Consider the following 25,002-nt stretch of genomic DNA (forward strand, 5'->3'; position numbering starts at 1 on the left):
CTTTTATAAACTTTGCTAAAACTTGCCAAAACTTGCCAAAACTTGCTACGAAATACGCAATAGTTTTACTTCTGCAATCCAAGCAGTTCTCGAGGAGATTTGCACATCATTGGCAAATAAGACAGCACTACCGAAACAACAACTACCGCGCATACTATTGCCGAAACTCCAACAAAGCATTGCAAGTCTACTTGCACAATAAGTTTGTCCAAAGTTCTGGTTGCCAACGTTGATTCAAGATTCCCACCAGCTTGACCCATAGTGCTCAAATCATTAGCAGCTGCAGATTTTACGGATCCGAGCGCAGCAGTACCCATCCATGGAGCTATGATTTTTGCAAAAAGGTATCCAACAACTAGCGCAGGTATTGCAATAAGCAAAATCTCAGTAACATACTGACCAGCTATAGACAACTTGCTTTTGCCAATCGCCGTAAATACACCAATCTCACGACGCCGCTCATTCATCCACAACAAAAGCACCAATCCAAGCACAATAATAGCGAAAGATATTACAGCAATCGTCGTAATAGTCATCATTAAATGAACGCCTTTGGCGACTCTCAATAAGCCAGCAACGAACTGATCGTCACGAGTTAGCTGATAATTTTGCAAATCAATAGGCAATTTAGCAGCCTGCGCAATAATATTATCTGCATCCTCACCGCGCTTTACCTTAAAACTTGCATCCTGATATATTTCTTTTCCTGGCTTATATTTATACAATTCGCGCGTAGTCTGCAAATCTGTATATACAGTATTGGCAGTAAGTTCCGCCCTAGTTGCAACTTGACGCTTATTAGCTCCAGAATAAATTCCAACAATACGAGTTTTTACAGTTGCGGTCGATTGGTTAATATTGTCGGCATCGTAAGGGTTAGCGCGAAGCGTAAGAGTATCTCCTACATTCAATCCATTAGCTTTAGCGAGATCTTCATGAATAAGAGATGCATGAATATTACTAGTGATTAAATGCTTACCTTTAGACACAGTTATTGCTTTTGTTTTAAACGCATTAAGAGCATTAGAATTATTAGTGCCCTCAATGTTAACTGCATTTCCAAACTGCTGCTCTCGCTTTTGATCATAATCCTGAACGCCTGGGATTCTTGCAGCTTTAGCATTAACTAAATCCGCTGTTACATTTTGGCGAACTACGTACGAGGAAACTCCCTGCAACTTTGCGATTGCTTGCACATCTTTAGGTTTTACAGTTCCAGCTCCTCTAGGAGTTCCAGGATTTACTTGCGGATTATTTGCAAGTACGAAACTAGATTCCGCTTGAGCTTCAACTTTTTGCCCCTCTTTATTAGCAGCACTCGAAACGGCAGAAATTGCAAATAATAATGTTGAAATAAGAAATAGAATAATGAAAACTATTAATGTTTTTATTCGTTTCCTCAGAATGTAGCGTATTGCACGAGAGATAAACGTCATCGACTACCTTTCCTCATTGAAAAAATAATTGTATATAGTATGAAAACATACAGTATGCCAGTATAACATATGCACACTTATAACTTCTATATGCAAAAAGCCGGCCCTACGATTTTGTGGGGTCGGCTTTTTACTTAAGCTAAAGCGTTAAGACATCATACTTCCTACTATTCCTGCAGTCATTACGTACAAAATAACGAAAATAACAACCACAGTAAATACGAAGATAATCCACATCCATCCGCGGTCCATCTTGCGCGTGTATCTCGAATGGCTTACAAACGAGAACGGCAGCAGAAGCAACAAAATTGAAGCAAAGCTCTGCACAAAAATAGAAGGAACTGCTAATGTAACAACGCTTAGAAGCACTGCGCAAATCTGAATTGCAACTATAGGAATCATCTTGTGTGCAAACTGCATATGCAAAATAGGAATAGGAATTTCGTCTCCAAACATTTTTGCACCCATAATCGCCACAGCGAAAGTTATGTATGTGAAAAGAATTGAGGACACAAGCTGCGCAAAGAAGACGGAAATAGGAGGCATTCCGCTTGCAAAACTTGTTGACTGCGCAAACGAAGTTCCAAAATTGCCACCTGAGTTAATCAAAGAACTTAATGCAGTCACACCATAGTGCGCTGTTAAATAGGACTGAATTCCAGATAACAATGCGCTTACAGCAAAAACACAACCGGCATATACTATAGACACATTGTATTGGCGAGAAGGATTCTTTAAAACATTCATAACCCAAACGAAGAAGTTAATTTCTTGTCCTTGATGCGGCTGATTTGCAGGGAAACCAAATTGGCCCGGCATTGGATGCCCTGGCATAGGTTGTGGCATAGGTTGACCAGGCATTGGGCGACCCGGCATTGGTTGACCTGGACGGCCCTGCATTTGACCTGGGCGTCCTTGCATAGGCTGACCAGGACGGCCCTGCATAGGTTGACCTGGACGACCCGGCATAGTATTTGCTGGCATAGGATGGCCTTGCATAGGCTGGCCAGGCATTGGCTGTCCAGGCATTGGCTGTCCAGGCATTGGCTGTCCAGGCATTGGTTGGCCAGGCATTGGACGACCCTGCATAGGATTTGCTGGACGAGCTTGTATTGGCTGACCCGGTCTTCCCATAGGCTGGCCAGGCATCTGGGCTGGTCGGCCCTGCATAGGATTTGCTGGCATAGGATTGCCATGCATAGGATTTTCAGGTGCAGGCTTACCATTCATCGGCTGACCCGGCATAGGCTGATGAATTTGCTGTTCGTTCGTTGGTTTAACATCCGCCTTAGCAGACTCATTTGGCTTAGCAGAATCTTCCGGCTTAGCAGAAACTTCTGGTTTTACATCTTCAACCGGCTTAGTTTCTACTGGCTTAACTTCTTCAACCGGCTTAACCTCTTCAACCGGCTTAACTTCCTCAACCGGCTTAACCTCCTCAACCGGCTTAACCTCTTCAACCGGCTTAACTTCCTCAAAAGTCTTAGTTTCTTCAACCGGCTCATTAAGCTTATTTTCAGATTCTGCAACCAAATTTTGCAAGTTAGAAGCAGACTCACTATTAGGTTGATTAAACTTCTGAGTCTGATCAACACTCATTGGATTAGGCTGAGTCGGAGCATGCATCGGACGTTGCACTGGGAACTGCGTAGTATACTGCTCTTGAGCTTGCATAGGAGCGTTAATAGGAGCATGAGCTGGCTGCTGCATTGGAGCCTGATTAGGAGCCTGATTAGGATGCTGATTAGGAGCCTGCATTGGCACATTCATATTAGCTTGCATCGGCATATTATTTGGCATATTCATAGGTGCGCGCATTGGCTGATTAGTTGGACGCATACCTTGAGGCATCTGTGCACCTTGTGGCATCTGCATGCCTGCACCTTGCTGAGCTGGCACACCTTGCGATGCCTCTAATTTATTACCGCATCCTTTGCAGAATTTTGCAGCATCAATATTTTGAGTACCGCATTTATTACATACTTTCACTCTTCAATCCTTCTTTAATAACGTAACAATCACGCGCGCATACCTTAAAAAGTAAAAACGCATACAAATATTCTATTACACTATTGCAATGAACAAACTTAATATCGCAAATAATTTTCTAAAATATAAAAAACGATATTCTAGCTACGACTATTACAAAAGAATAAAAGAATAAAAAATATTCAGATTGCAAAACCGAGCGTACGAGCGGCAGCTACTGGAACTGCTTCATCTGCCCAATAATCTTCAAGGTTCTCGTCGGTAGAAAGCGAACGCATTTCCGCACGATCAATATAAAGTTCGCCGCGAAGATGATCCGTTTCATGCTGGAAAATACGCGCAGGCCAACCGTGCAAACGCTCGGAATGTTGTTTGCCGTCCTCATCCTGCCAAGTTGCCTGAACGTCAAGCCAACGCTGACGAACAGCCTGATAACCGGAAACACTTAAGCAGCCTTCGTAAAAACTGCGAGTTTGAGTACCAATAGGCTCATAATGCGGGTTAATAATAGCTCTAAACGGAAGCTCTGCAATGTCTCGAGGATCGTCTTCATCGTCACGAACATGATCTTCAATAACGGCAATCGCAAGACCTAAACCAATCTGCGGAGCAGCCAAACCAACGCCCGGAGCTTCCAACATTGTGCTATGCATAAGAGAGATAAGCTTAGTAAGAGTTGCACGTGTAAGCTGGCCGTCATACGCAACAGTACGCTGACGAAGAACCGGCTCACCAGCTTGCACAATCGGCAAAATACCATCTTCTGTAGCGGAATCAAGCAAGCGCTCAACAGCGCGACTGAGCTTAGTATCGACACTTGCGTGATGCGTAAACATAGGACTCCTTTTCACCGTTTTAAGTAACGCGCACAGTAACGCGAAAATCTACAAAATTTACATGCCGCGAGCAGAATTTGAAAGCAGCACTAAAGATATAAGTGTATCAAAATTATTTGCGCACTGCTAGAGCCGAGTGGAATGTGAGCAAATAGCAGGCGCAAAAATAAGCAAACTTATAACTTCAGATTATCAACCACAACTTGAGCAAGACGAGCACAAACCTCATCTGCTTGAGTCTGAGTTGCAGCCTCGCACATAACGCGCACAAGCGGCTCGGTGCCACTAGGACGAAGAAGAACGCGACCTGTATCTCCAAGAAGTTTCGACTCTTTCTCCACCGCTGCAAGAACAGCAGCGTTAGTTTTGGAAGCCATTTTGTCTACATTTGGAACGTTTACAAGAGCTTGCGGAAGCTGCGGGAAGTCTGCAGCCATTTGCGAAAGTTTCTTGCCCGAACGCACAACTTCACGGCACAAAGTTAAAGCCGTAAGAGTGCCATCGCCGGTGGTTGCAAATTCACGATTAATAACGTGACCAGACTGCTCGCCACCGAGCGAATAATCGTGCTTAAGCATTTCTTCCAAAACGTAGCGATCGCCGACGTTTGTTTGAACGGTTGCAATACCCATATCTTTAAGAGCAAGTTTTAAGCCGAGATTGCTCATTACTGTTACAACAAGCGTATCGTGATTCAGCTTACCTTCAGCCTGCTTTGCGCGCGCAAGAATACCCATAATCTGATCACCATTAACCATATTGCCGTTCTCGTCAACAGCTAAGCAACGGTCGGCGTCACCGTCAAACGCAACACCTAAATCAGCCTTAGAAGCTTTAACCATGGCTTGCAACTGCTCGGGATGAGTCGAACCTGCGTGATCGTTAATATTGTATCCGTCAGGAGAAGCGTTAATTACGATTACTTCCGCGCCTGCTCTGCGAAGAGCTTCAGGAGCCACAACGGAAGTAGCGCCATTGGCACAATCTGCCACAACACGCAAACCTGCAAGAGGCTTTGGACGCGTAGTAGAACCATTACTTAAAGGCGCAACAGCAGAAACCAAGTGATCAATATAAAGGTTTGTTGCGGTAGTAGTATCGTGGCTGACTCGACCAACACCAGCGCCTGTTGGACGCTCCCAATCTTGACCAAGAACAGCCTCAATCTCATCTTCCTTGCTATCTGGAAGCTTAAAACCGCCGCGCGCAAAGAATTTAATGCCGTTATCTGGCATCGGATTATGCGAGGCGGAAATAACCGCACCCATTTCAACGTTTAGCACGGAAGTTAAGAATGCAACGCCAGGAGTTGGAATAATTCCGGCATCAATAACATCAAAACCGCCAGCGCTCATGCCAGCAGCAAGAGCAGAAGCTAGAAAATCTCCGGAAACGCGCGTATCTCTGCCAATAAGAGCGCGGCGACGAGCGTGAGATGAAGTATCGCTTTCAGTAGCACTAGACGAAACCGGCGCATGCTTATCTCCTAAAACTCGAACTGCAGCGTCGCCTAAATCTAACGCAAGTTGCGCTGTTAAATCGCGATTTGCTAATCCACGCACGCCATCCGTACCAAACATCCTTGGCATAATAAAGCCTCTTTCGCAAAAATCACTTCATCCTGCGCGCAAGCAAACAACATTGCATACTAGCGCGTCACACACTGCTTGCAATCTTACTCGTAGCATTACATGACGCGCTAGCGCAAGGAAGCGTTGTAGCGCTGCACTTTAAGCGTGCGGCGAGAAGAATCGAGACCACCGAGCACCATACGTCGCAAAGCCTGATCCGCATCCTTATGCTCCTCAAGCCACTTTTCACCGCGCTCAACCAGTTCCTCAACCGGTGCATACACAGGATACAAGCCCTCAATCAGAGCCTCAGCCATATGGAATGTGCGGTTCTTCCAAATCCACTCAACTTCCGCAAAGTAGCGCTCAACATAAGGCTTAACCAAATCGCCTTTAGCTGTGCTTGCAAATCCAGCAACCACAGCGCCCATTTGCATATTAGTCAAATCGAGATTGCGCAAAGCCTGTTCAAAAGCCCAATCCTTAGCTTCTGCAGTTGAGCGAGCTGCACGAGCCTGATATGCATACTCACGATTCTCAGTCGTGTCTCGCTTTTGAAGTTCAGCGTCAATTCCAGCTTCGTCCAAAGCGTTTACGCCTGCGAGCGCAATAAGAATACTCCAACGCAAGTCGTTGTCGATTTCCAAGCCCTCCAAACTCACGGAACCGTCGAGCAATCCTTTAGCTACGCGCACAAACTCAGCATCTCCAACTTCGCCGTATCCAAGATAAGCCTTGAGCAACTGGAACTGTTCATCCGAGCCTGCGTTAGCCGCTAAAGCCAACTGCCACAATTCGTGAGCAACATGCTTTGCGACTTCTGCTTGACGCTCTGGAACTACGTAGTGGCTTGCAGTTACTTTTACTTGGCCAAGAGCATAGCGGAAAGTAGTTGATTCGCGCTCAGTTGCCAAAGCTTTAAGGCTTAATTCCACAAAGCGTTCTGCTGGGAATTCTGCGTCTCGAGTCATATCCCACAATGCGAGCCAAATAAGCGAGCGAGTCAAAGAATCCTTGAAACGATACAAGTTTTCGGCAGCAAATTCAAGCGACTTTGCGTCAAAACGTAGCTTCGTGTAAGTTAAATCGTCGTCGTTTACGAGAATAAGCGCTGGCATTTTTTCGCCGCGAGCCTCAACAACTTCCGTCACTTCGCCGTCAACGTCAAGTTCGATTCGCTTTGTGCGCTTAATTTCGCCACTTACTTCGTCCACATTGTAGAATCCAACAGCTAAGCGATGCGCGCGAAGAACAGGATGCTCAGCTGGCGCGCTCTGACGCAAACGCAAAGAAGCAATAGTGCCGTCAGCTTCTTCGACTTCAGTAGAAATCGTGTTAATTCCAGCCTTTTCAAGCCACTGAGCACTCCAAGATTTAAGATCGCGTCCGCTTGTAAGCTCTAACTCGTGCAACAAATCAGCCAAAGTTGCGTTGCTATAAGCGTGCTTGCTCAAGTAGTTGTGAATTCCTTCAAAGAACTTTTCGCGACCAACATACGCCACAAGTTGCTTCAAAACGGAAGCACCCTTTGCGTAAGTGATGCCGTCGAAGTTGACGGAAGTGTCGTTCAAATCGTTGATTGGAGCCACGATTGGGTGCGTTGTTGGAAGCTGATCTTGATTAAGCGCCCAGCTTTTTTCGCCGGAATTGAAAGTGCTCCAAGCGTCATGCCATTCCGTTGCTTCAGCAGTCGCAAGAGTAGAAGTGAATTCTGCGAAGGATTCGTTAAGCCAAAGATCGTTCCACCACTTCATAGTTACGTAGTCGCCAAACCACATGTGCGCAAGCTCGTGCAAAACGGTTACAACGCGGCGCTCAGCATAAGCGTCCGTAACTTTGGATTCAAACACGTACTGGTCTCGAATAGTAACCATACCAATGTTTTCCATAGCTCCAGCGTTGTATTCTGGCACGTAAATCTGATCGTACTTTGCGTACGGATACGGCACTCCCCAAGTCTTAGCGTAGAAAGCAAAGCCTTTCTTCGTAATATCGAACAAGTAGTCAACGTCTTTTGCAAAAGCGTCTTTAAGTGCCTGACGGCAGTACATTGCCATTGGCACTACGCGACCGTCCTCGTTGTTGTAAGACGTGTGCCACTCGGCGTAAGGTCCTGCGCAGATAGCAGTTAAGTAGGAGCTCATCTTTGGAGTTGACTCAAATACCCAGCGCTTCATGCCTTCTACAGCGCCATTTTCCAAAGTGCCTGCTTCAGTTTCGCGTCCTTCAATCGCAGTTTCGCTTTTAACTGGCATGTTGGAAGTCACAATCCAGCTCTCTGGAGCGTCCACACTAAAATCAAAAACAGCCTTTAAATCTGGCTGGTCAAACACTGCGTAAACGCGGCGAGCATCTGGCACTTCGAACTGAGTATACAAATAAACGTTTCCGTCGGAAGGATCCACGCTTCTGTGCAAACCTTCGCCCGTGTTGGAATACTGGCAGTTTGCCACCACTTCTACGGTATTATGCTCAAGCAAATTTGCAAGCTCAATTCGACTGTCTGCAAAAACTTTAGAAACGTCAAGAGCAGTACCGTTTAACACTACGGATTCTACGCTGTTTGAAATCAAATCAAGGAAGCTTGAGCTACCAGCTTTAGCGTCGAAGTCAATCTTCGTGCGCGAAGTAAAATCGCTGCCGCCCTTTCCTAAATCAAGCGCAACATCGTAATGAATTGGCATTTTGATAGCGTCGAAACGCTCTTTAGCTTCTACACGAGTCAGATTTGCTCCTGGCATATATACCTTCCTTATATTTTTCTTATTTTTGATTATATTTACGATTATTTTCAGCTATTTACGAATAATTGCGAATATTTTCTTTATTTTTGATATTTTTGATTATATTTGATTATTTTCTGCAATATCCGCAACTACCGGCACAAGCATTGGCTTCCTGCGCAAAGCGCGAGCAACCCAACTACCCAAAGTGCGTCGCATAATCTGCTGCAACTTATAAGTATCGTGCTCACCGCGCATCATCGCATCCTGCAACTGCTCAACAATCTGGTGACGAACCTTCTCAAAATCAGCCTCGTCTTCAGCAACAGCGTTCAAGAAGATCTTCGGACCAGAAACCACATTCGCATTGGCGGTATCAACCACAACAAAGCTTGACACAAAGCCTTCTGTGCCCAAAATCCTACGCTTTTCAAGCTCTTCATCTGTAAGCTCGCCCACAGAATCGCCATCAACATAAACGTATCCGCAAGGCACGGATCCAACGACTGCAGCGTTTCCGTGGTACAAATCAACCACGTCACCATCTTCTGCCAAAACAACATTCTTTGGATCAACGCCAGTTTTTACAGCAATCAATCCGTTTGCAACCAAGTGACGATGCTCGCCGTGAATTGGCATAGCGCACTTTGGTTTCACAATGTTGTACAAGTACAGCAACTCACCTTCGTTGCAGTGACCAGACACGTGAATTGCAGCGTTATCTTTGTTGATTACGCGAGCACCCAACTGCACAAGCTTGTTAATAACCTTATAAACTTCGTGCTCGTTTCCTGGAATAAGCGAGCTTGCAAGAATAACAGTGTCAAACTCATTAACAGTAATATCTCGGTGATTTCCGTCCGCAATACGCCCAAGAGCTGCCATTGGCTCTCCTTGAGAACCGGTGCACATGTACACGAGCTTGTCGTCTTGAACATCCTTGGCCTGCTTTAAATCCACAACCGTGTTTTCAGGAATATGCAAGTAACCAAGGTCTGCGGCAATAGACATATTGCGAACCATAGAGCGGCCAACAAACACAACTTTTCTGCCAAACTTGTGAGCTGCGTCAACCACTTGCTGCACGCGATGCACGTGGCTTGAGAAGCTGGCAACAATAATTTTGCGCGTAGCTTCAGCAAAAGCGCGATCCAAAGCCGGGCCAATCGAAGTTTCAGGCTTCACAAATCCCGGAACTTCAGCGTTTGTGGAATCAGCCATAAGTAAATCTATGCCCTGCTCACCTAAACGCCCGAACTCAACTAAATCAGTAATACGATGGTCAAGAGGAAGCTGATCAAGCTTAATGTCGCCAGTATCAATCAAAGTTCCAGCAGGAGTTTTAACACAAACAGCAAGAGCATCCGGAATCGAATGCGTCACCGTAATAAACTCAAGATTAAACGGACCTACTTTCATCTTATCGCGGCCTTCAACGCGAGTAAGTTTCGGCTCAATATGATGCTCCTGGCACTTTGCTTCAACAAAAGCCAAAGTAAGCTTAGAGCCAATCAGCGGAATATCCGGTCGCATCTTAAGAAGATACGGCACGCCACCAATATGATCTTCGTGACCGTGCGTCAAAACTAAAGCTTCAACCTTATCAAGACGATCTTGAATATAGTGGAAATCAGGCAAAATCAAATCAACGCCAGGCTGCTCTTCTTCCGGGAACAGCACACCGCAATCAATAAGAAGTATGTGGCCGTTATATTCAATTACGTTCATATTTCGGCCGATTTCGCCCAAACCGCCAAGAGGAACGATTCGCATTGAACCTTTGCGATATTTTGGTGGAGCAATAAGCGCTCCTTCACGCTGATCGTTCACTACAGGAGGCAGCGCATTTGCATTGCGACGCGAGGAATTACCCTTTTCTTTGCGGGTTTCTGTATTCTTTTTTAATTCAGTTGTCATATTCATCTCACTACATCTTGCGCTATTGCGCACTTCTTCCTAGTGTACCGTTAGGACTCAACTCAGCTTTTGCTTCTAAACCGACATAAACTACTCACACTTGCGCTGTTTAGGTCGTTTAAGCACAACCACAATAAACCAACCAAACGCGGCTATAGGAATTGCAACCAGCGTAGACATCCACGGAACCATCATTCCGCCGTGCGAATCCCATGCGTCAATTGCAGTACCTGCCGCCATCGACCCAAGAGATGCTCCTACCGCAGAAGCTGTCGGCAGCCACGAAAGCCCTTCCGTAAGCGATTCTTCAGGTACAGTTGCCTTCACAATAAGATTTCCAGTTGCGAAAATTGGCGATACGCAAAGTCCAGAAAGCACCTCAAAAACGCTCATAAGCATAAGCCTGTCAATATTCAAGCTCATAAGCACGTAACCAATAGTCAGCACCGTCAAAAATACAATAAGATGCGACCAGTTAGATCCGCGGAATTTGTGCGAGCCGAAAATTATTGCGCCCACAAGAGATCCGCACGCAAAAAGTGCCAACTGCATACCAATAAAATGATCAAGACCTTGCGATTTCATTGCAGCCGTAACAGACACGTCAAACGCACTAAAGCTCATGTTGAACACAACAAACATGAGCACAAGAGGAATAATTCCACGGTATAAAAGCACGTTTTTACCGCGCTTTTTAGCATGATGATTGTGCAATTGTTTAAGACTGAATTTGTCAATAAACTTGCGCTTAGAATTTTGTTTTTGCGATTCTGATTCGTCTGCAGAGATTTCGCTTTCTTTTTGAGATGCGATCATAACGTCTACATCTTCGGCTGCAGCCGTTGGCACTTCCACGATTTTAAGCACTGCAGGCTGAGTATTTTTTAACGAAAAGAACCAGGCTCCACCCAGTCCGCTCGCTAAAACTGGCACAAATAATTGCGAAACTGGGTGCACAGAAGTAGCCAGCCATGCGGCCAAAATAGGGCCTAGAATAAACACAATTTCATCAATTCCAGACTCAAGTGCATACGCAACATTTAATAGAGAATCGTCATCTTCCGCGCGCAGAGTGTAAGCCCAACGAGTACGCACCAACGCTCCAAAAGCAAATTGCGTCACACCCATCGCAATCGCAAGAACAAAAAGAAGCGCTAGCGGAACTCTAAACAATGCCGCAAACGCAAACGAAATCATTGCAATAACCTGTGCACTAAGCGCAATAACACCAACTTTTCGCTGACCAAATCTGTCAAAAAGTTTTGCATAAACTGGCGTTACTGCAGCCTGCGCAAGAACGTAGGATGCGGCCATTGCTCCAGCTACAGTCCAATTGTTATACAAATGGTTTAATGCCAAAACAATTCCCAAACCAATCATTGACATTGGCAAGCGCGCAATTGCCCCCGAAATGCAAAACGCTTTAGCGCCGCTCAATGAAAAAAGTCTAGAATATTTAGAAATTATTGAGGATTTCCCCATGTCTTCTTTAGACTTTGCTTCTTCTTTAGACTTTGCTGCCGCTTTAAACGACATAAATTTTATTACTCCTTTTTAATTACCCAACTGTTACTTTTACATTCACAAATAAATTCGCAAATAAACTTACAAATAAACTTACGAATAAACTTACGAATAAGCTTCTCGAAGTTACGTTTACGCTCTAGTTTGAGATCTAGCGGTTGCCATTTTTGCACGCTTTGAACGAATCATTGGCTCACCAGAGTAAATGTACAAGTCATCTACCAAAGATTTCATATTCTTCGCCTCTAGCATATGATCCTCGCGCTTCCAAGAAGCATCTTTTCTAAGCCCGTGATAATCGTAAAAACTCACGTCACAAGCTGAATCTGTGTGCAAATAGTAGCGATTTACACCATTATTTCTAAGCAAATGCATTGTATGCTTCCACAATCCGCCGCCAACACCGTGCCCTCGAGCATCTGGAGATACAAGGAAAAGCTCCAATTCTGCTTGAGTTAAATTATTAATATGCGATTTTGCTTCAAGTTTTGTTTCCAAAGCGCGCATGCCATGAGCTTCTTCTAAAGCGCGAGCATAATTTTTATCTGCGTTCGCTTTCATAAAAGAATCCTGCTCTAAAAGCATTTGGCTTACTTCTGGGAACAAAACTGGAGCGTCAAAAACGCGCGCCAAAAGCAATCCCATAAACTTTCCGTCGAGTTGTGCAATAGTACCGTGAGTTGAAGGCTTCAAATAGTGCAATACGCAGCGGCGAGAAAGGCTTAATGAAGCCTCTTTCCCAACTTGTTGCGAAATACCCCAAGTACGTTCGTATTCTTTTACGATTGCGTCAATATCGCTAAGTTTTACAGGACGGAACTCTACGTTCATAATTCTGATTCTTCCTTACTTCATACTCAAATCGATGTTGTGCGTATGCCCGCCCACACACACTGCACGAGGAATCTGCACGTTTTCGAAGTGATGCACGATGCGTTTCAATCGCGGCGCAAAATCTGGCACAGCAAACAAAAATTGCAGCAAATAAGTTGCGGCAAAATGATTGCAATAGCAACATTTATGCGTCATCATCATCGAGGGAAATTAACGTGCCAGAGTGTAACTCGGCAAGGATTTCATCTTTTGTTTTTGCTTCGGCATGAATTTCACGTTGTTTTTCATCCGATACGTTCACATAATAAAGGGTGGCATCGATAGCCTCGAGTGGAGCGTTCGTCATAAGCGAAAGAAGCAGACGATACCAGTCAAGCTGACCGAGTTTTAACGCAATATCTTGCGGATCAGTTGGCTTACGACCAGTTTTCCAATCAACTACTGTATACAATTTACTTGAATCTTCTGGATCTAAACCACCTGCAAAGATTGCGTCAATTTTGCCATTAATAATTTGATCGCCTAATTCTGGCACGTGCGCAACAATCGGCTGCTCTGCTGCTATAGGTCGACGATAAGCCCATTTTGAAGTAGCTAAACGTTTTTCCCAAATTAATAATTTGTATTCGTCTGATTTTTCGGATTGCGCAGTTTTTTCGATTTTTGCAAGTTTTTCAGAAATATTTTCAACAACATCATCTTGAGTGGAATTTTTATTCAAGCAACCCGCATTTACAAACTGCTCCGCCCAAGCATGGAATCTCGTACCCAAATCAGATGCAGGAGAAGCAGTCCGCGGAATAGGACGAATAATTGCCATCCACTCACTTCGCAAACGATTAGCTTCTTTCGCTTCGAAAGAGTTGTTATTTTCGTCAGCATTTTGATTAAATACTGCCCTGCGCTGCACAGCCGTAACATTTACATTTTCAACTTTTGAAAGCTGATCCGCCCTCTTTTTAAGCGCAACCGTATTGTGATACCAATCAATTTTCGGCATCAAATCTGCATCCTGCAACAAAGCTTCTGCCCTAGAAAGTAGCGAATTTTCGTCAAGCTTGTCACTTTCGCAAGACTTGTCAACTGCACCAGCCTTGTCAATTGCACCAATCTCAGCAATTTCAGAATATTCAGCAGACTTATTAAGCGCATCTCGCACATATTCACTCGACGCACTCGGCCAAGCTAATGGCTGATTGTTGTTTTCGCTAGGAATTTCGCTAGGCTCACTAAATAATTCAACAAACTGAGAAGCAGACTCGCCAACAGCATAACCAACTTCATCTAAATCAACTTTTACTTCGGCAACAGATCCGCAAGATTCTTGCATTTCTTTAAATACTTCATTCCAAAAAACAGAAGGCTTTTTTGAGCGCGAAGATGAAGTATTGGAAGCAGAACCAGCAGCAGCAGCGTTTGCTGCACCATCTTCACTATCTTCCCCATTAACATCCGCCGTCATAGCACTAGACTGACTGCACGTAAGCAAAGCCGCAAATTTCGCTCGCGTCAACGCCACATACATAAGATGCCTCTCATCAACGTGCAAAGCTCGTCCACGCTCCTCTACTTGCGAAAGAGGAAGAGTTCCGGTTTTCATTGCAGCATCGTAAATTTGACGCGCTTCTACAGGAATTGCTCCTTCTGGAACATCTTCACGCTCATAGAATTTTTCGGCTAAATCAAGCATTGCTTGCGCGCGAGAACCGTAGATTTCCGCATCGATTTTTTCAACGGTTTCCATATTTTTCAAGGATTCTTGCGGATTCATACTAACACTCAAATCTGCATTGTGAGGAAATCGCGGCAAAATATCCGCATCGACTCTAATTGGCACAGGCACTTTTGATGCGATTTCAAGAGTTGCGTACGCGCTTTCAAAATACACGCCATCCTGCTTGGTTTGCTTTACGCGCAAACCATCTCCCTGACTACTTGGGAAAGCACCTTCGTTAAGCCCCACTATTGCAACAGCAGGCCATTCCAAACCCTTCGACTGGTGAATCGTCATCAAAACCACGTCTGCAGGCTCGTCAACTGAAGCAGGCTGATCGTCAATTTTGTCAATATTTTGAATCCAAGCAATAAATCCGCGCAAAGTAGGCTGCGTAAAATCACTCATTTCTTGCAAATACGCGTCAGCAAGCGAAGAAATTGCGTCAAGCGTGCTGTGCATATCGTTAAGAAGCGTCGAATTACTTGAATTTTCATTCATAAGCGCACGCGAAACAGCCACATCAATATCAATATTTAACGCTTCAACAGCAGTACGAACAACATCATGCAAGCTTCCAGATTGAGCACGCTCCACAGCGTCAAGAACTTTGCCTGCGCGAAGAATTGCTGCATTTGCTTTACTACTCAGCTTATTTTTAAGATGATTAAGCGTGTCTTTCGTAGAATTTTTTGCAAATACAGTAGAATTAAAGGCTTCAAGAAGAACATCCGCAATAAACACTCCACCGTGAACACTATTAGTTTGAGCGCCTTTAGACTGCTGTTCGCGCACAAGCTTTGCCCAAGATGCGCGCGGAGCTTTAGAATCCACTAAACCTGCTTGAGCCAAAGCGTTGAAAACATACTCAACGTTTTCATCGGTTGCAGCATTAGCTAAAGCCTCTAAATCGTCAGTACTAAGCGCAAATCGAGGCGTGGCAAGAAGTCGCATTAGCGCGGAAGTATTCGTGTGATCTGCAACAGCAGAAAGAAGAGCAAGAACGTCTTTTACTTCCGGTTTTTCGAGAAGAGCGGAATATCCAACAGTTAAAGTGCGCAAACCTGCTTTTTGCAAAGCTTCTTCATACATTGCAATATTGGTTTTGCTGCGAAATAGCACAGCAACTCTCGCTTGTAAGTCAGAAGCTAGAATATTGTCGTTTTGCGCTAAAGCATTTTGTTTTACATATTTTACGAATCGCACAACTGCTTCAATTTCTTGATATTGCGTAGGCATATTTAGCACGCTAACGCTGCCTTGCGGAGCATTTTCAAGATATTGAAGATTTTTGACTTCTACTTCCGAAGCCAACGAACTACTTTTGCGAAGAGACGGCACACGCAATGGTTTTGTAATAGCGTTTGCCGCCTGCAAAATAAGCTTAGAATTGCGGCGCGTTTGAGTAAGAGAAAACTCGCTTGATTGGTCAATATTAAGCGCTTGCTGAAGTTTTCTAAAAGCACCCGAGCTTGCTCCTCTAAATGAGTAAATTGCTTGGAAAGGATCTCCAACTGCAGCAATATGTGTTTGCTGATTAACGAAAGAATCACCAACTGAAGTATTCTCGCTACTATCGCTAGTATCACAACTATCATTACTCTCACTACTCTTACCGATTGCTACGCTTGAATTATGGAACAGCGTTGCAATCAGCATTGCCTGCGTTGTGGAAGTATCCTGATACTCGTCCAACAAAACTTGACTGTACTGTCTTCGATATTGCGCCGCAATAGAAGGAAAATGCGTTACCAAACGGTATGCAGCAATCGTAAAATCGCTAAATTGAGCCATATTTGCGCTACGTTTTGCAGAATCAAAAGATAGAACTAAGTCGAGCAAAGCAGCACGCTTTTTAGCGGCTTCAAATAATTTATTACAAGAATCGTAACACGTATTTTTTAGCGTAATATTTAAGTATTCAACGTATTCTTTTCCGTAATTTTCGCATTTTTTGAAATATTTTTCGTCTGATTCTGTTTTTGCGCGACGCAATTTAACAGCGCTTGGCTTTTTGGCAACAATCTTAGTTGTTTCGGCTGAGCTCAGCGCTTTTTGCAAATGTTCAATCCACGCATTATTCCAATTTTTAATTTCTAAAACAGCTGAAGAAGTGCTGTCTAAAGACTCACCCCTACTATTTAGACCAATCATCGAGCAGGAAATATCTGCAGCGAGCGCAAGAACGTCATCAACAAGAGCGTCAAATTTGTACAATTTCACAATTTCCGGATGCTTATCAACATACTCGTTTACTAGAGGCTTAATTAGTTCGCGCGCACCAGCATCGCTAAGAGGCTGCGTATTGTGATCAAAACCAACTAGCAAACCATATTGGCGCACAATTGACTGAAAGAATGCGTCATAAGTCATTACTTCTGGCTTCAAAAATGCGTTTGAATATGACGCATTCACGCTGCTTTGTTTACCTACGTTCGCATGTTGACTTACAGCTTGCGCAACTCTTGCCAACAATTCCGACGCAGCTTTATTCGTAAACGTAAGTCCTAAAATGCTTTCTGGGGCAACACCGCGGTCAATAAGATCAATAACACGACGTGTCATAGTATAGGTTTTTCCGCTGCCAGCTCCAGCAACAATAATCATATTCTTGTTTGCGGGCGCTGTAATTGCTGCAGACTGTTCTGCACTATCCGTGTTTTTGCGAGGAGATTTTGCTAGAACGGCATCTTCACGAAGAGCTTTTTCGTGCAAATATTTGTTATTCATTTCATCATCAATCATGATTGACGCACCTCGTATACGGTATCTATGCGGCCTGCGCAAGCTGGGCAGACTTGTTTTGCACGGCAATATTTCAAATGCTGCGAAGTTGGATGCGCAATAATTTGCTTAGATCGAACTGCAGCAGCCGCGTAGAAAACGCGCGAAATCATAGTAAGAGACCATTTTGCAGTTTCACTTAAACACCGGAATGACTGCCAGGCTTGCTCAGTTACACCTTTCGGGCATGTTTTCATAATTTCTTCCAACTGCGGGCAATCCAGCAATCTTGCCATATTTTTGAATCCGGCGCGACTTTCAAGCGGCTTATTGTTCAAAGCGTCAGCAATGCAAAGAGGCGGTTGATACAAGTTTTCTGCAACGCTGTGGTCTTGAGCCGGGTAATCGTTGTCAACTACATGAAATAGCACACTTCTTGCAATTGTTGGCGCATTAGAGTCGGAAATAAGTGGATTTTCGTCTGCAAAAAGCAAAGCAAGCTGGTAGCAGACTAACTGCAAATCATTAAAAACTCCTGTTGAAGGAGGAACTTTTCCGGTTTTATAGTCAAGTAAGCGAATATTTTCTGAACCGTCCGCATTTTTTCGCTTTTCAAGTCGATCAATTCTGCCGTGAATATGCAATTGCAAATCTTCGCACGCACCATCCGGCCAACCGCCTACCAATGCTCCCATCAACTCGTAACAGTCGCGAACAGAAACGGTTTGCAAATTTGCAGCTTTAAAAGTATTGTTCAACACGCGCGCAATGTCATCAAAACCAAAATGAGCGCTTGTTGGCATCTCACAGCAGGCTTCTAAAAGACTTCCAATGCTACTTTCTAAAGATTTTTCGCTCGGCGCAATAGATTCAACAACGCCATCATCTGACTTTTTTGCGTCAAAATTGTAAGTTTCCTGACTAAAAGATGTAACGAAATATTGTGCAATCGTATGAAGAGCACGACTTATATTAGATTGCCTAGAAAGCGCGGAATACCGCTCTTTTGCATCTCGAATATCAGCAAGTTCAGGAGCAATACTTTCGTAATACTCTTCCATGCGATTTGCAATTTCGTTTATGCGACTCACTTGCGCGCAATACTGAGAATACTGGGAATACTGGGAATCATCTACAGAAACTTCTTTAGATTCAACTTCCTTAACAGGCGATTCTTTAAGCACAGTGTCCATAAAATCGTAGTGCTTATTTTCACTAGCCCACCTTGCAGTTTCGTGAATTAACGTACCAAAATACGTTGCAGCACTTCCTGGCTGAGGACCTGCAAGTTGACGATTCAGTAATCCACACACTGGGCAAGCCCATAAACTGTCTACAGCAGAAGGAGACAAGCTCACCACAGTACTGTTAGATTTAGTAGAAATATTTTCCGCAGAAGAATTTTCTACAGAAGAATTTTCTGTAATTTCGCTCATAAAATCCCATTGACTACAATCAGCGCAATCAACTCCAGAATCTCGCAATAATCGCAATGCTTTAGCAGCGTCTAAAACTCCGCCATTTTCATTCGCATTATCGCAATTATTCTTACCGGCAGCATCTCGCACAAGTTTTGCACGAGCGGCACAAACCAATCCGCGAACATCCATATCTAAGCCTGCGAAAGGAATTTTAAAATCGGTAAAAGGCGTGCGTGAATTTTCGTTATTGTAGTAGCGTTCAGGCAAATAATAGTAAAGAAAATCGCTTGGAACAGCACTATCACTGTACTGCGCGCTAATATACAAACTTTCAGTAGCACGAGTAATAGATAGCAAAAAGCTACGCTGCTCACCAGCAAAAACAGCGGATTTATCGTTTGCGGCAAGAAGATTTGCAGATATAAATAGAGGCGAATTAGATAATTTATTAGTAGCATTCGCATTAAACTGCTGACTCATAGCTCGCTGCTTGGAATCCAACATAATACTTGCCAAACTTTCCGCGCCGAACATTGTGCTGCGCGAAGCAAGATTTGGCCACACACGCTGCTGCAAAGTTGGCATCCAAACAAGCGGCCAATGCTTTCCTGCAGCACCTGCAGGAGTTGTAAGCGTTACAGCATCTGGCACAGGAGCGACTCGAGCTAAAGAATCTGCCTCAATTTCCATGCCACGAACCTGCGCTATAAAATCGCTAATATCAGCTGGAAGTGCAGAATTTTCGTCGTCAAAATCTAATGAAACGCTGCTATTTTGCAAATCTGCTTCAAAACCGTAACTTGTCTCATCGCTGTACGAAGAAACGTAGTCAAAAAGACGCATTGCAGCATCTAGGCGATCGTTTGCCCTATAGCCTTCACGATTGTGCTGCAAAGCTGTGCGCTGCCAACGTTCAGCAACATTGCAAACATTCCACGCTTCACCAAGAGCATATTTAGCGTTGCGTAAATCTGGGCGAGAGGCAAATTTCAAAGCCAAAGTTTGCACATTTTTCCAGATTTTTACAAAGGCTGCAACATTAGGATTTCGAGGAGCCATATTTTGCAAAATACTTAGCACTGTTGAATCAGACTGCTGGGAATCAGTATTGCAATGTGCTACATCTGCAAAACAAAGAAGATAGCATGCCTCTAGCGAAAGAGCACTCATATCTTCGTTAATATCGTCATCTAAATTGATAACTAAATTAACATTAGAATCACCATTAGAGCTGTTATTAGAGGCGTTATTCAGATTACTCCTAAATTCATCCCACGAATCCTTAAGCTTTCTTAAAGGAATATTTTGATTGCTAAGCGAATTATTTTCGTCTTTTTGCTCATCTAAAACCGCAGACAGAGAAGCCAAAGATCGCATAAGCGACTCAACATTTTTAAGCTGCGAAGGAGTTTCAAACTCGCAATCACCATAAGAATGATTGTTATAGTCGCGAGTGACATAGTCGCGAGAGCTACGAACTATTGACGCAAGAGGACTTTCCATAATGCACTTAACGCGAGATTGCAGCCAAAATGCTATATTTTTTAAACTTTTGCCGCGCTGAATTTTATACGAAATACAATATACAAGATTCCCAGAAATGCAACGTTGAGCAAACTGAGCAAGCTCAATAAGCGCAAACAATCCTTGAACGAACGGCTCGTCCTTTAACGGTCGAGTTACTAGTGAATAACGCACTGGAACACCGTCCGCACGAAGCTGCTCACCAAAAAGACGAACGGTGGAATTATCGTGCGCAATAAGCGCCATATCGCTCCACTTGCGACGATTTTTTACATGAGCGTGTTTCATTTGCCAAATAACAGAATCTAATTCTTCACGCTGTGAACGATAAAGTGCAGTATTTACTGTTCCATCTTCATCTAACCGTAAATATTTTTGCACATCTTGAGAATTCTGAAGATTTTGAGGTTGATTTTGAGTATTCTCTTGATTCTGTGCTTGATGCTGATCTGTAAGCTGATCAGTAAGCTGATTCAACGGCTGCAATGGAAAAGCACCAACAAAAGCCGGCATTTTCCAAGGTCGATTTGGAAGCGCAACCGCAGTACTTAACTGCGAAGTCAAGGAAAGAGAGACGCGAGCAGCAAGCAAATCACGCATTGAAGGCGCTGAAATCTGATTTGAAGAAGAATCGGAAGTTAGCGCGGAAGAAACAGAAGAATCGGAAGAAATCGCATATTCCAGAGTTTGCTCAGCTGCATTAAACACACGCAAAGCAGCCGAAATTGCATAATCCGGGTACGCTCCCCTAAATGTTTGAACGGACTCGTCCGGGTTGGCAATCAAAACCAAACGCGTCCCAAGATTCAGCAAAGTTTCCACAAAACTCAAGCCGGCAAGAGTAATATCTTGATAATCATCAACAACAAGAAGAGCTGGGATTTCTGAAGAATTTACGTTAGACGCTTCACCAAGCAAGCGAGCAGCTTTTGAACCTTCAACCAAAAGCTCAGAAGCATCCAAACGGAACGACCCTTTATAAGTGTCTGCAAGCATTTTGCGATACTCAGATCTAAGCGCAAAAACAAGACGCCACTGCGTGCTGCGACGGTCAGTCAGAAGAGAAGTTGGCAAAATATTTTCAGATTCTGCGGTAGATTTTGCAAAATCAAGAGAATCTAAAACAGACTGTTCGTCGGAAGAATCGTTAATTCCAAGCTCATCCAAACGCGCAAGCATATCTCTTAGCTGGTGCATAAATGCGTTGCTAGTTTCAACATTACTATCTTCGTCGTTGCCGGTTTCAACGTTGCTGGTTTCAATGTTTCTGGTTTCGACGTTGCCGCCTGAGTCTTTAGAATTTAGCGAAGAATCAGAATCATTTCCAACGCCAGTTAAAGGCGAAACCCAAAGCGGAGTCCCAAAATAATCTTCAAAAAGCTGGCAAACATCGCAATCACCATTATCTCCCCTAAAAACATGCTCAATATGCTCGCGAACAACTTTGCGAAGAAGAGCATCCTGCTCAGCGCCATTAAGAAGCTTAGGATTAGGCTTATGCTGCAACTTACAATTGGCTGAAATAATACGAAAAGCAAGCGATTCCAACGTTCCAACCGGACGCGACTGCTCACTTACTCCAATAGAACGAATAATAATATTGTCAATGCTTGCAGCCAAATTTCTGTTTTGCACTGCCATTGCTGTTATGCTATGAGGCCAGCGCTGGTATCCCGCAATTGTTGCACGCACAGCAAACTGCGTTTTTCCAGTATTTGGAGCGCCATAAACTAGCAGCGTACTGGTCAAATTCCCAGCACAATTGCGTAACGTGCCATCAAATAGCGCTTGTAATGCAGAATCCTCACACATACGCTCAATTCTACCAATTGGGCAATAGTGGTGCGCAAGTTTTAACTAATTTTGCAAAACAGCTCGAGCGCGCGCATCTTTCAACGCAAGAAATACGCGGCCAACACCAATAAAAATAAGCGTAAACACAACAAGCAAATAAGCAACTCCAACGCCTAAAGTAGTGGCGTTAAAAGTCTGAGGAGCAAAACCAAACCAGCCTGCAGGAGCACCATAATTAAGGAAATTGTAAGGCGCACGCATTGCGTGAACACCCCAACGAACACCCGCAAACTCGCTAAGCATTGCAGCATAAGCAACATAAGCTAAAGGCGGAATAGTAGCAAAATAAATGTGTGCGCTGGTTGAACGGAAGCGATAGTCAAAAAGTATAAAATCTACGATTGCAAGAAGCGGTGCGATTGCGTGAACGCAAAGACTGCTACAACCGTTGCTCATATACGCACCAACAAAACCTAGCTTATTCGTAGGAGCTAAGAAGCAAAGATAAAGCGTAAATGTTACTGCAATGGCGATTGTCATCATGAATTTAAAAATGTACCAAGCGTTGGATTTTGAGTCGAACCATGCGAAAGATTCTGCAGAATCTGGCTGCGCAGCTGAATCTACAGAATTGCGAGCGCGCATAAAAGAGGTAGTGTCTAGTACAAGAGAACCAGCCAAAGCTACACAAATCATAAGATTAGAAAGATTTGTAAAGTAAGTAAAAGTCATAAGACCTTGCCACGAAGCTGCCATTCCGTAAACGGACGCGATTATTGCGATTGCTCGAATTACAGTGCGCGTGGCGTATTCACGCACATCGAGAGGATTGGCAGCAGCTGTGGTTTGTTGCTCTAGAATGGAGTTGTTTGCCATGTTGACTCGCTTTCGTAACGTATGTCGATTAGGTAATTTATAGCCTACTTACTTACCATATTTATGTTTACACTACCGGAAAGCGAAAATCTGTAGAAAAAGTTGCAAAAATACGGCGAGATTTTTGTAGATACGTGCAAAGCGCGCGGCGACGCTCCAAACGCGAGAAAAGTTCCCCACATTTGGAGCAAAACGCCACGCCAAACCCTCCAAACGCGAGAAAAGTTCCCCACATTTGGAGCAATATGTCAGGCCAAACCCTCCAAACGCGAGAAAAGTTCCCCACATTTGGAGCAAAACGCCACGCCAAACTCTCCAAACACGCGAAAAGTCGCGCACGTTTGGAGCACGAGCTTAGAACCTAGCACGCACGTAACCAGCAAAAGCAAGTAAGTCACGAACAAAAGATATAGTCGAAGGATGGTTCGGAGTGCGCAATCGCCGCAAAATCGCGGGCGGCGCTGAGATTACATCCGTAGGACCTGATCTAGATAGTGCTAGCGAAGGGAAACATTATGACAATAGATAACGCTGCAGAAGCAAACAACAGCTCGCAAAAAACTTACGCATCTACTACTGAGTCAGTCGCAACAGCAACAAAAGTAGACACACTATTTTCCGTGCGTGCGCGACGTCGAATGTTCCTTAACGACGTTCGCCAATGCATCGAACGCGTACGCGCACAGCAGCCTCTTACACACTGCATAACGAACGTAATCGTACAAGACATAACCGCAAACGCACTGCTTGCAGCAGGCGCCTCGCCAATTATGGTCACAGATCCGGAAGAAGCGCACGCACTCGCACAAATTGCCTCCGGCGTGCTAATAAACGTAGGCACATTCCATCAGCCTGAAACTTCCGAGTACATGCGCGCAGCTGTTGAAGGTTGCGAAAAAGCAGATACCCCATGGGTTCTTGACCCGGTTGGAATCGGCGTTCCAGCGCTTGCTCCACGCACTCGCTTTATACACGAAATTATTAAGCACCACCCTACTGTAATTCGCGCAAACGCTTCCGAAATCATGGCGCTTGCAGGAAAAGAAAGCAACGGAAAAGGCGTAGATTCTCACGATAGCGTAAACGATGCTCTTCAAGCCGCGCGCGAACTAGCAAAAAAGTATGGCTCAGTAGTGGCTATTTCCGGCGAAAAAGATGCGATTTACGGACACGGATGTTTAGCTCGCGTAACAGGCGGTCACAAAGCTATGACCAAAGTAGTTGGAACCGGTTGCGCTCTAGGCGCGATAGTTGCAGCATACGTTGGCGCAAACCCAGAACGTCCGCTCGCAGCAACTGTTGCAGCGCACGTGCATGCAGCCGCCGCTGGAACTTGGGCAGCTCGCCAAACCACAGCTCCCGGAACTTTCCGCACGCTGTGGATGGACGCGCTTTCCACTCTTAGCGTAAACGACATGTTTAGTTTGACAAATATTGAGTTCACTGTTGAGCCTGTGGATTGGACACTGTATTTGGTAACGGATCCACGCATGGGAAATCGTCCAGAAGAAGAAGTGGCTGTGGAGTCGGTTGAAGGCGGAGTTACAGTTGTGCAATTGCGCGATAAGTATTCCGACGACGCGGAAATTTCAGCAAAGGCGAAAAAGTTGCGTCATGCGCTTATTGATTCCGGCCACGGCGACGTGCCTGTGTTCATAGACGATCATGTTGATTGCGCGGCTCAGCTTGGTTTCAACTTGCACGTTGGGCAAAAAGATACTCCGTTTGTTGAGGCGCGAAAGGCGATGCCGGCTGAGTGGATGGTTGGTCTTTCTTGCGCGCGGCCTGATTTGATGGAGAAAGCTTACCTAGAGTGCAAAGAAAACGACGTTCCACTGCCGGATGTGATTGGCATAGGTGCCGCTTTCGAAACACATACCAAGGCTCACGACGTACCTCCGCTTGGAGTTGAAGGCGTGAACGAAGTTGCGAAAGTTGCGCACTCTATGGGCGTAAAAACATTGGCAATTGGTGGAATCCACGAGAATACGGTATTCCCTATTCGCGATCTTGAGCTTGACGGAGTTTGCACCGTGTCGGCGCTTATGTGCGCTGAGGATGCTGGAAAAGTAGCGCGCGAGCTTAAAAGCGTGATTACCAAATAATTACTGAGTGATTA

The 25,002-nt window shown here is 44.5% G+C and carries 12 protein-coding genes and 1 riboswitch; of the genes, 1 reads left to right on the forward strand and 11 read right to left on the reverse strand.

Annotation, left to right across the window (positions count from 1 at the left end):
• Window positions 1-65: 65 nt before the first annotated feature.
• From HXT33_RS05140 to HXT33_RS05190, 11 genes are all read right to left on the reverse strand, one after another.
• On the reverse strand, window positions 66-1,436 hold the full coding sequence (locus HXT33_RS05140) for an ABC transporter permease (RefSeq protein ID WP_004136761.1): 1,371 nt from the start codon (window positions 1,434-1,436) through the stop codon (window positions 66-68).
• A gap of 147 nt (window positions 1,437-1,583) precedes the next feature.
• Window positions 1,584-3,425 carry a hypothetical protein gene (locus tag HXT33_RS05145; protein WP_421786840.1) on the reverse strand — a complete coding sequence of 614 codons (1,842 nt, stop codon included), beginning with the start codon at window positions 3,423-3,425 and terminating at the stop codon, window positions 1,584-1,586.
• 182 nt (window positions 3,426-3,607) lie between these two features.
• Window positions 3,608-4,261 carry a peptide deformylase gene (locus HXT33_RS05150; RefSeq protein WP_004127356.1) on the reverse strand — a complete coding sequence of 218 codons (654 nt, stop codon included), beginning with the start codon at window positions 4,259-4,261 and terminating at the stop codon, window positions 3,608-3,610.
• A gap of 176 nt (window positions 4,262-4,437) precedes the next feature.
• A complete protein-coding gene (gene glmM / locus HXT33_RS05155) occupies window positions 4,438-5,850 on the reverse strand; it encodes a phosphoglucosamine mutase (RefSeq protein ID WP_004136757.1) in 1,413 nt (470 codons plus the stop codon).
• Between the two features lie 110 nt (window positions 5,851-5,960).
• Complete coding sequence (pepN, locus tag HXT33_RS05160; protein WP_421786842.1) at window positions 5,961-8,573, reverse strand: aminopeptidase N; 2,613 nt, start codon at window positions 8,571-8,573, stop codon at window positions 5,961-5,963.
• Window positions 8,574-8,675: 102 nt separating this feature from the next.
• The gene (locus HXT33_RS05165) at window positions 8,676-10,472 is read right to left on the reverse strand and encodes a ribonuclease J (protein WP_004133687.1); all 1,797 of its coding nucleotides are present in this window, start codon (window positions 10,470-10,472) and stop codon (window positions 8,676-8,678) included.
• Between the two features lie 90 nt (window positions 10,473-10,562).
• The gene (locus HXT33_RS05170; protein ID WP_004136753.1) at window positions 10,563-12,008 is read right to left on the reverse strand and encodes an MFS transporter; all 1,446 of its coding nucleotides are present in this window, start codon (window positions 12,006-12,008) and stop codon (window positions 10,563-10,565) included.
• Between the two features lie 120 nt (window positions 12,009-12,128).
• Window positions 12,129-12,827, reverse strand: a complete 699-nt coding sequence (locus HXT33_RS05175) for a GNAT family N-acetyltransferase (protein ID WP_004133689.1) — start codon at window positions 12,825-12,827, stop codon at window positions 12,129-12,131.
• A gap of 187 nt (window positions 12,828-13,014) precedes the next feature.
• Entirely contained in the window at window positions 13,015-17,289 is a 4,275-nt protein-coding gene (locus tag HXT33_RS05180; protein ID WP_004136751.1) for an ATP-dependent DNA helicase, read from the reverse strand.
• On the reverse strand, window positions 17,286-22,025 hold the full coding sequence (locus tag HXT33_RS05185) for a PD-(D/E)XK nuclease family protein (protein WP_421786845.1): 4,740 nt from the start codon (window positions 22,023-22,025) through the stop codon (window positions 17,286-17,288). Before HXT33_RS05185 ends, HXT33_RS05180 begins: the two co-directional genes overlap by 4 nt.
• Before the next feature lie 45 nt (window positions 22,026-22,070).
• Window positions 22,071-22,883, reverse strand: coding sequence for a hypothetical protein (locus HXT33_RS05190; protein ID WP_004136747.1), 813 nt, complete (start codon window positions 22,881-22,883; stop codon window positions 22,071-22,073).
• A 416-nt stretch (window positions 22,884-23,299) separates the two neighbouring features.
• Window positions 23,300-23,409, forward strand: a riboswitch (TPP riboswitch).
• Window positions 23,410-23,521: 112 nt separating this feature from the next.
• Here HXT33_RS05190 and thiM point away from each other — a divergent pair.
• Window positions 23,522-24,988 carry a hydroxyethylthiazole kinase gene (gene thiM, locus HXT33_RS05195; RefSeq protein WP_240611184.1) on the forward strand — a complete coding sequence of 489 codons (1,467 nt, stop codon included), beginning with the start codon at window positions 23,522-23,524 and terminating at the stop codon, window positions 24,986-24,988.
• Window positions 24,989-25,002 lie beyond the last annotated feature (14 nt).

The organism is Gardnerella sp. DNF00753 (genome assembly GCF_049244275.1).
Classification (GTDB): Bacteria; Actinomycetota; Actinomycetes; order Actinomycetales; family Bifidobacteriaceae; genus Bifidobacterium; species Bifidobacterium greenwoodii.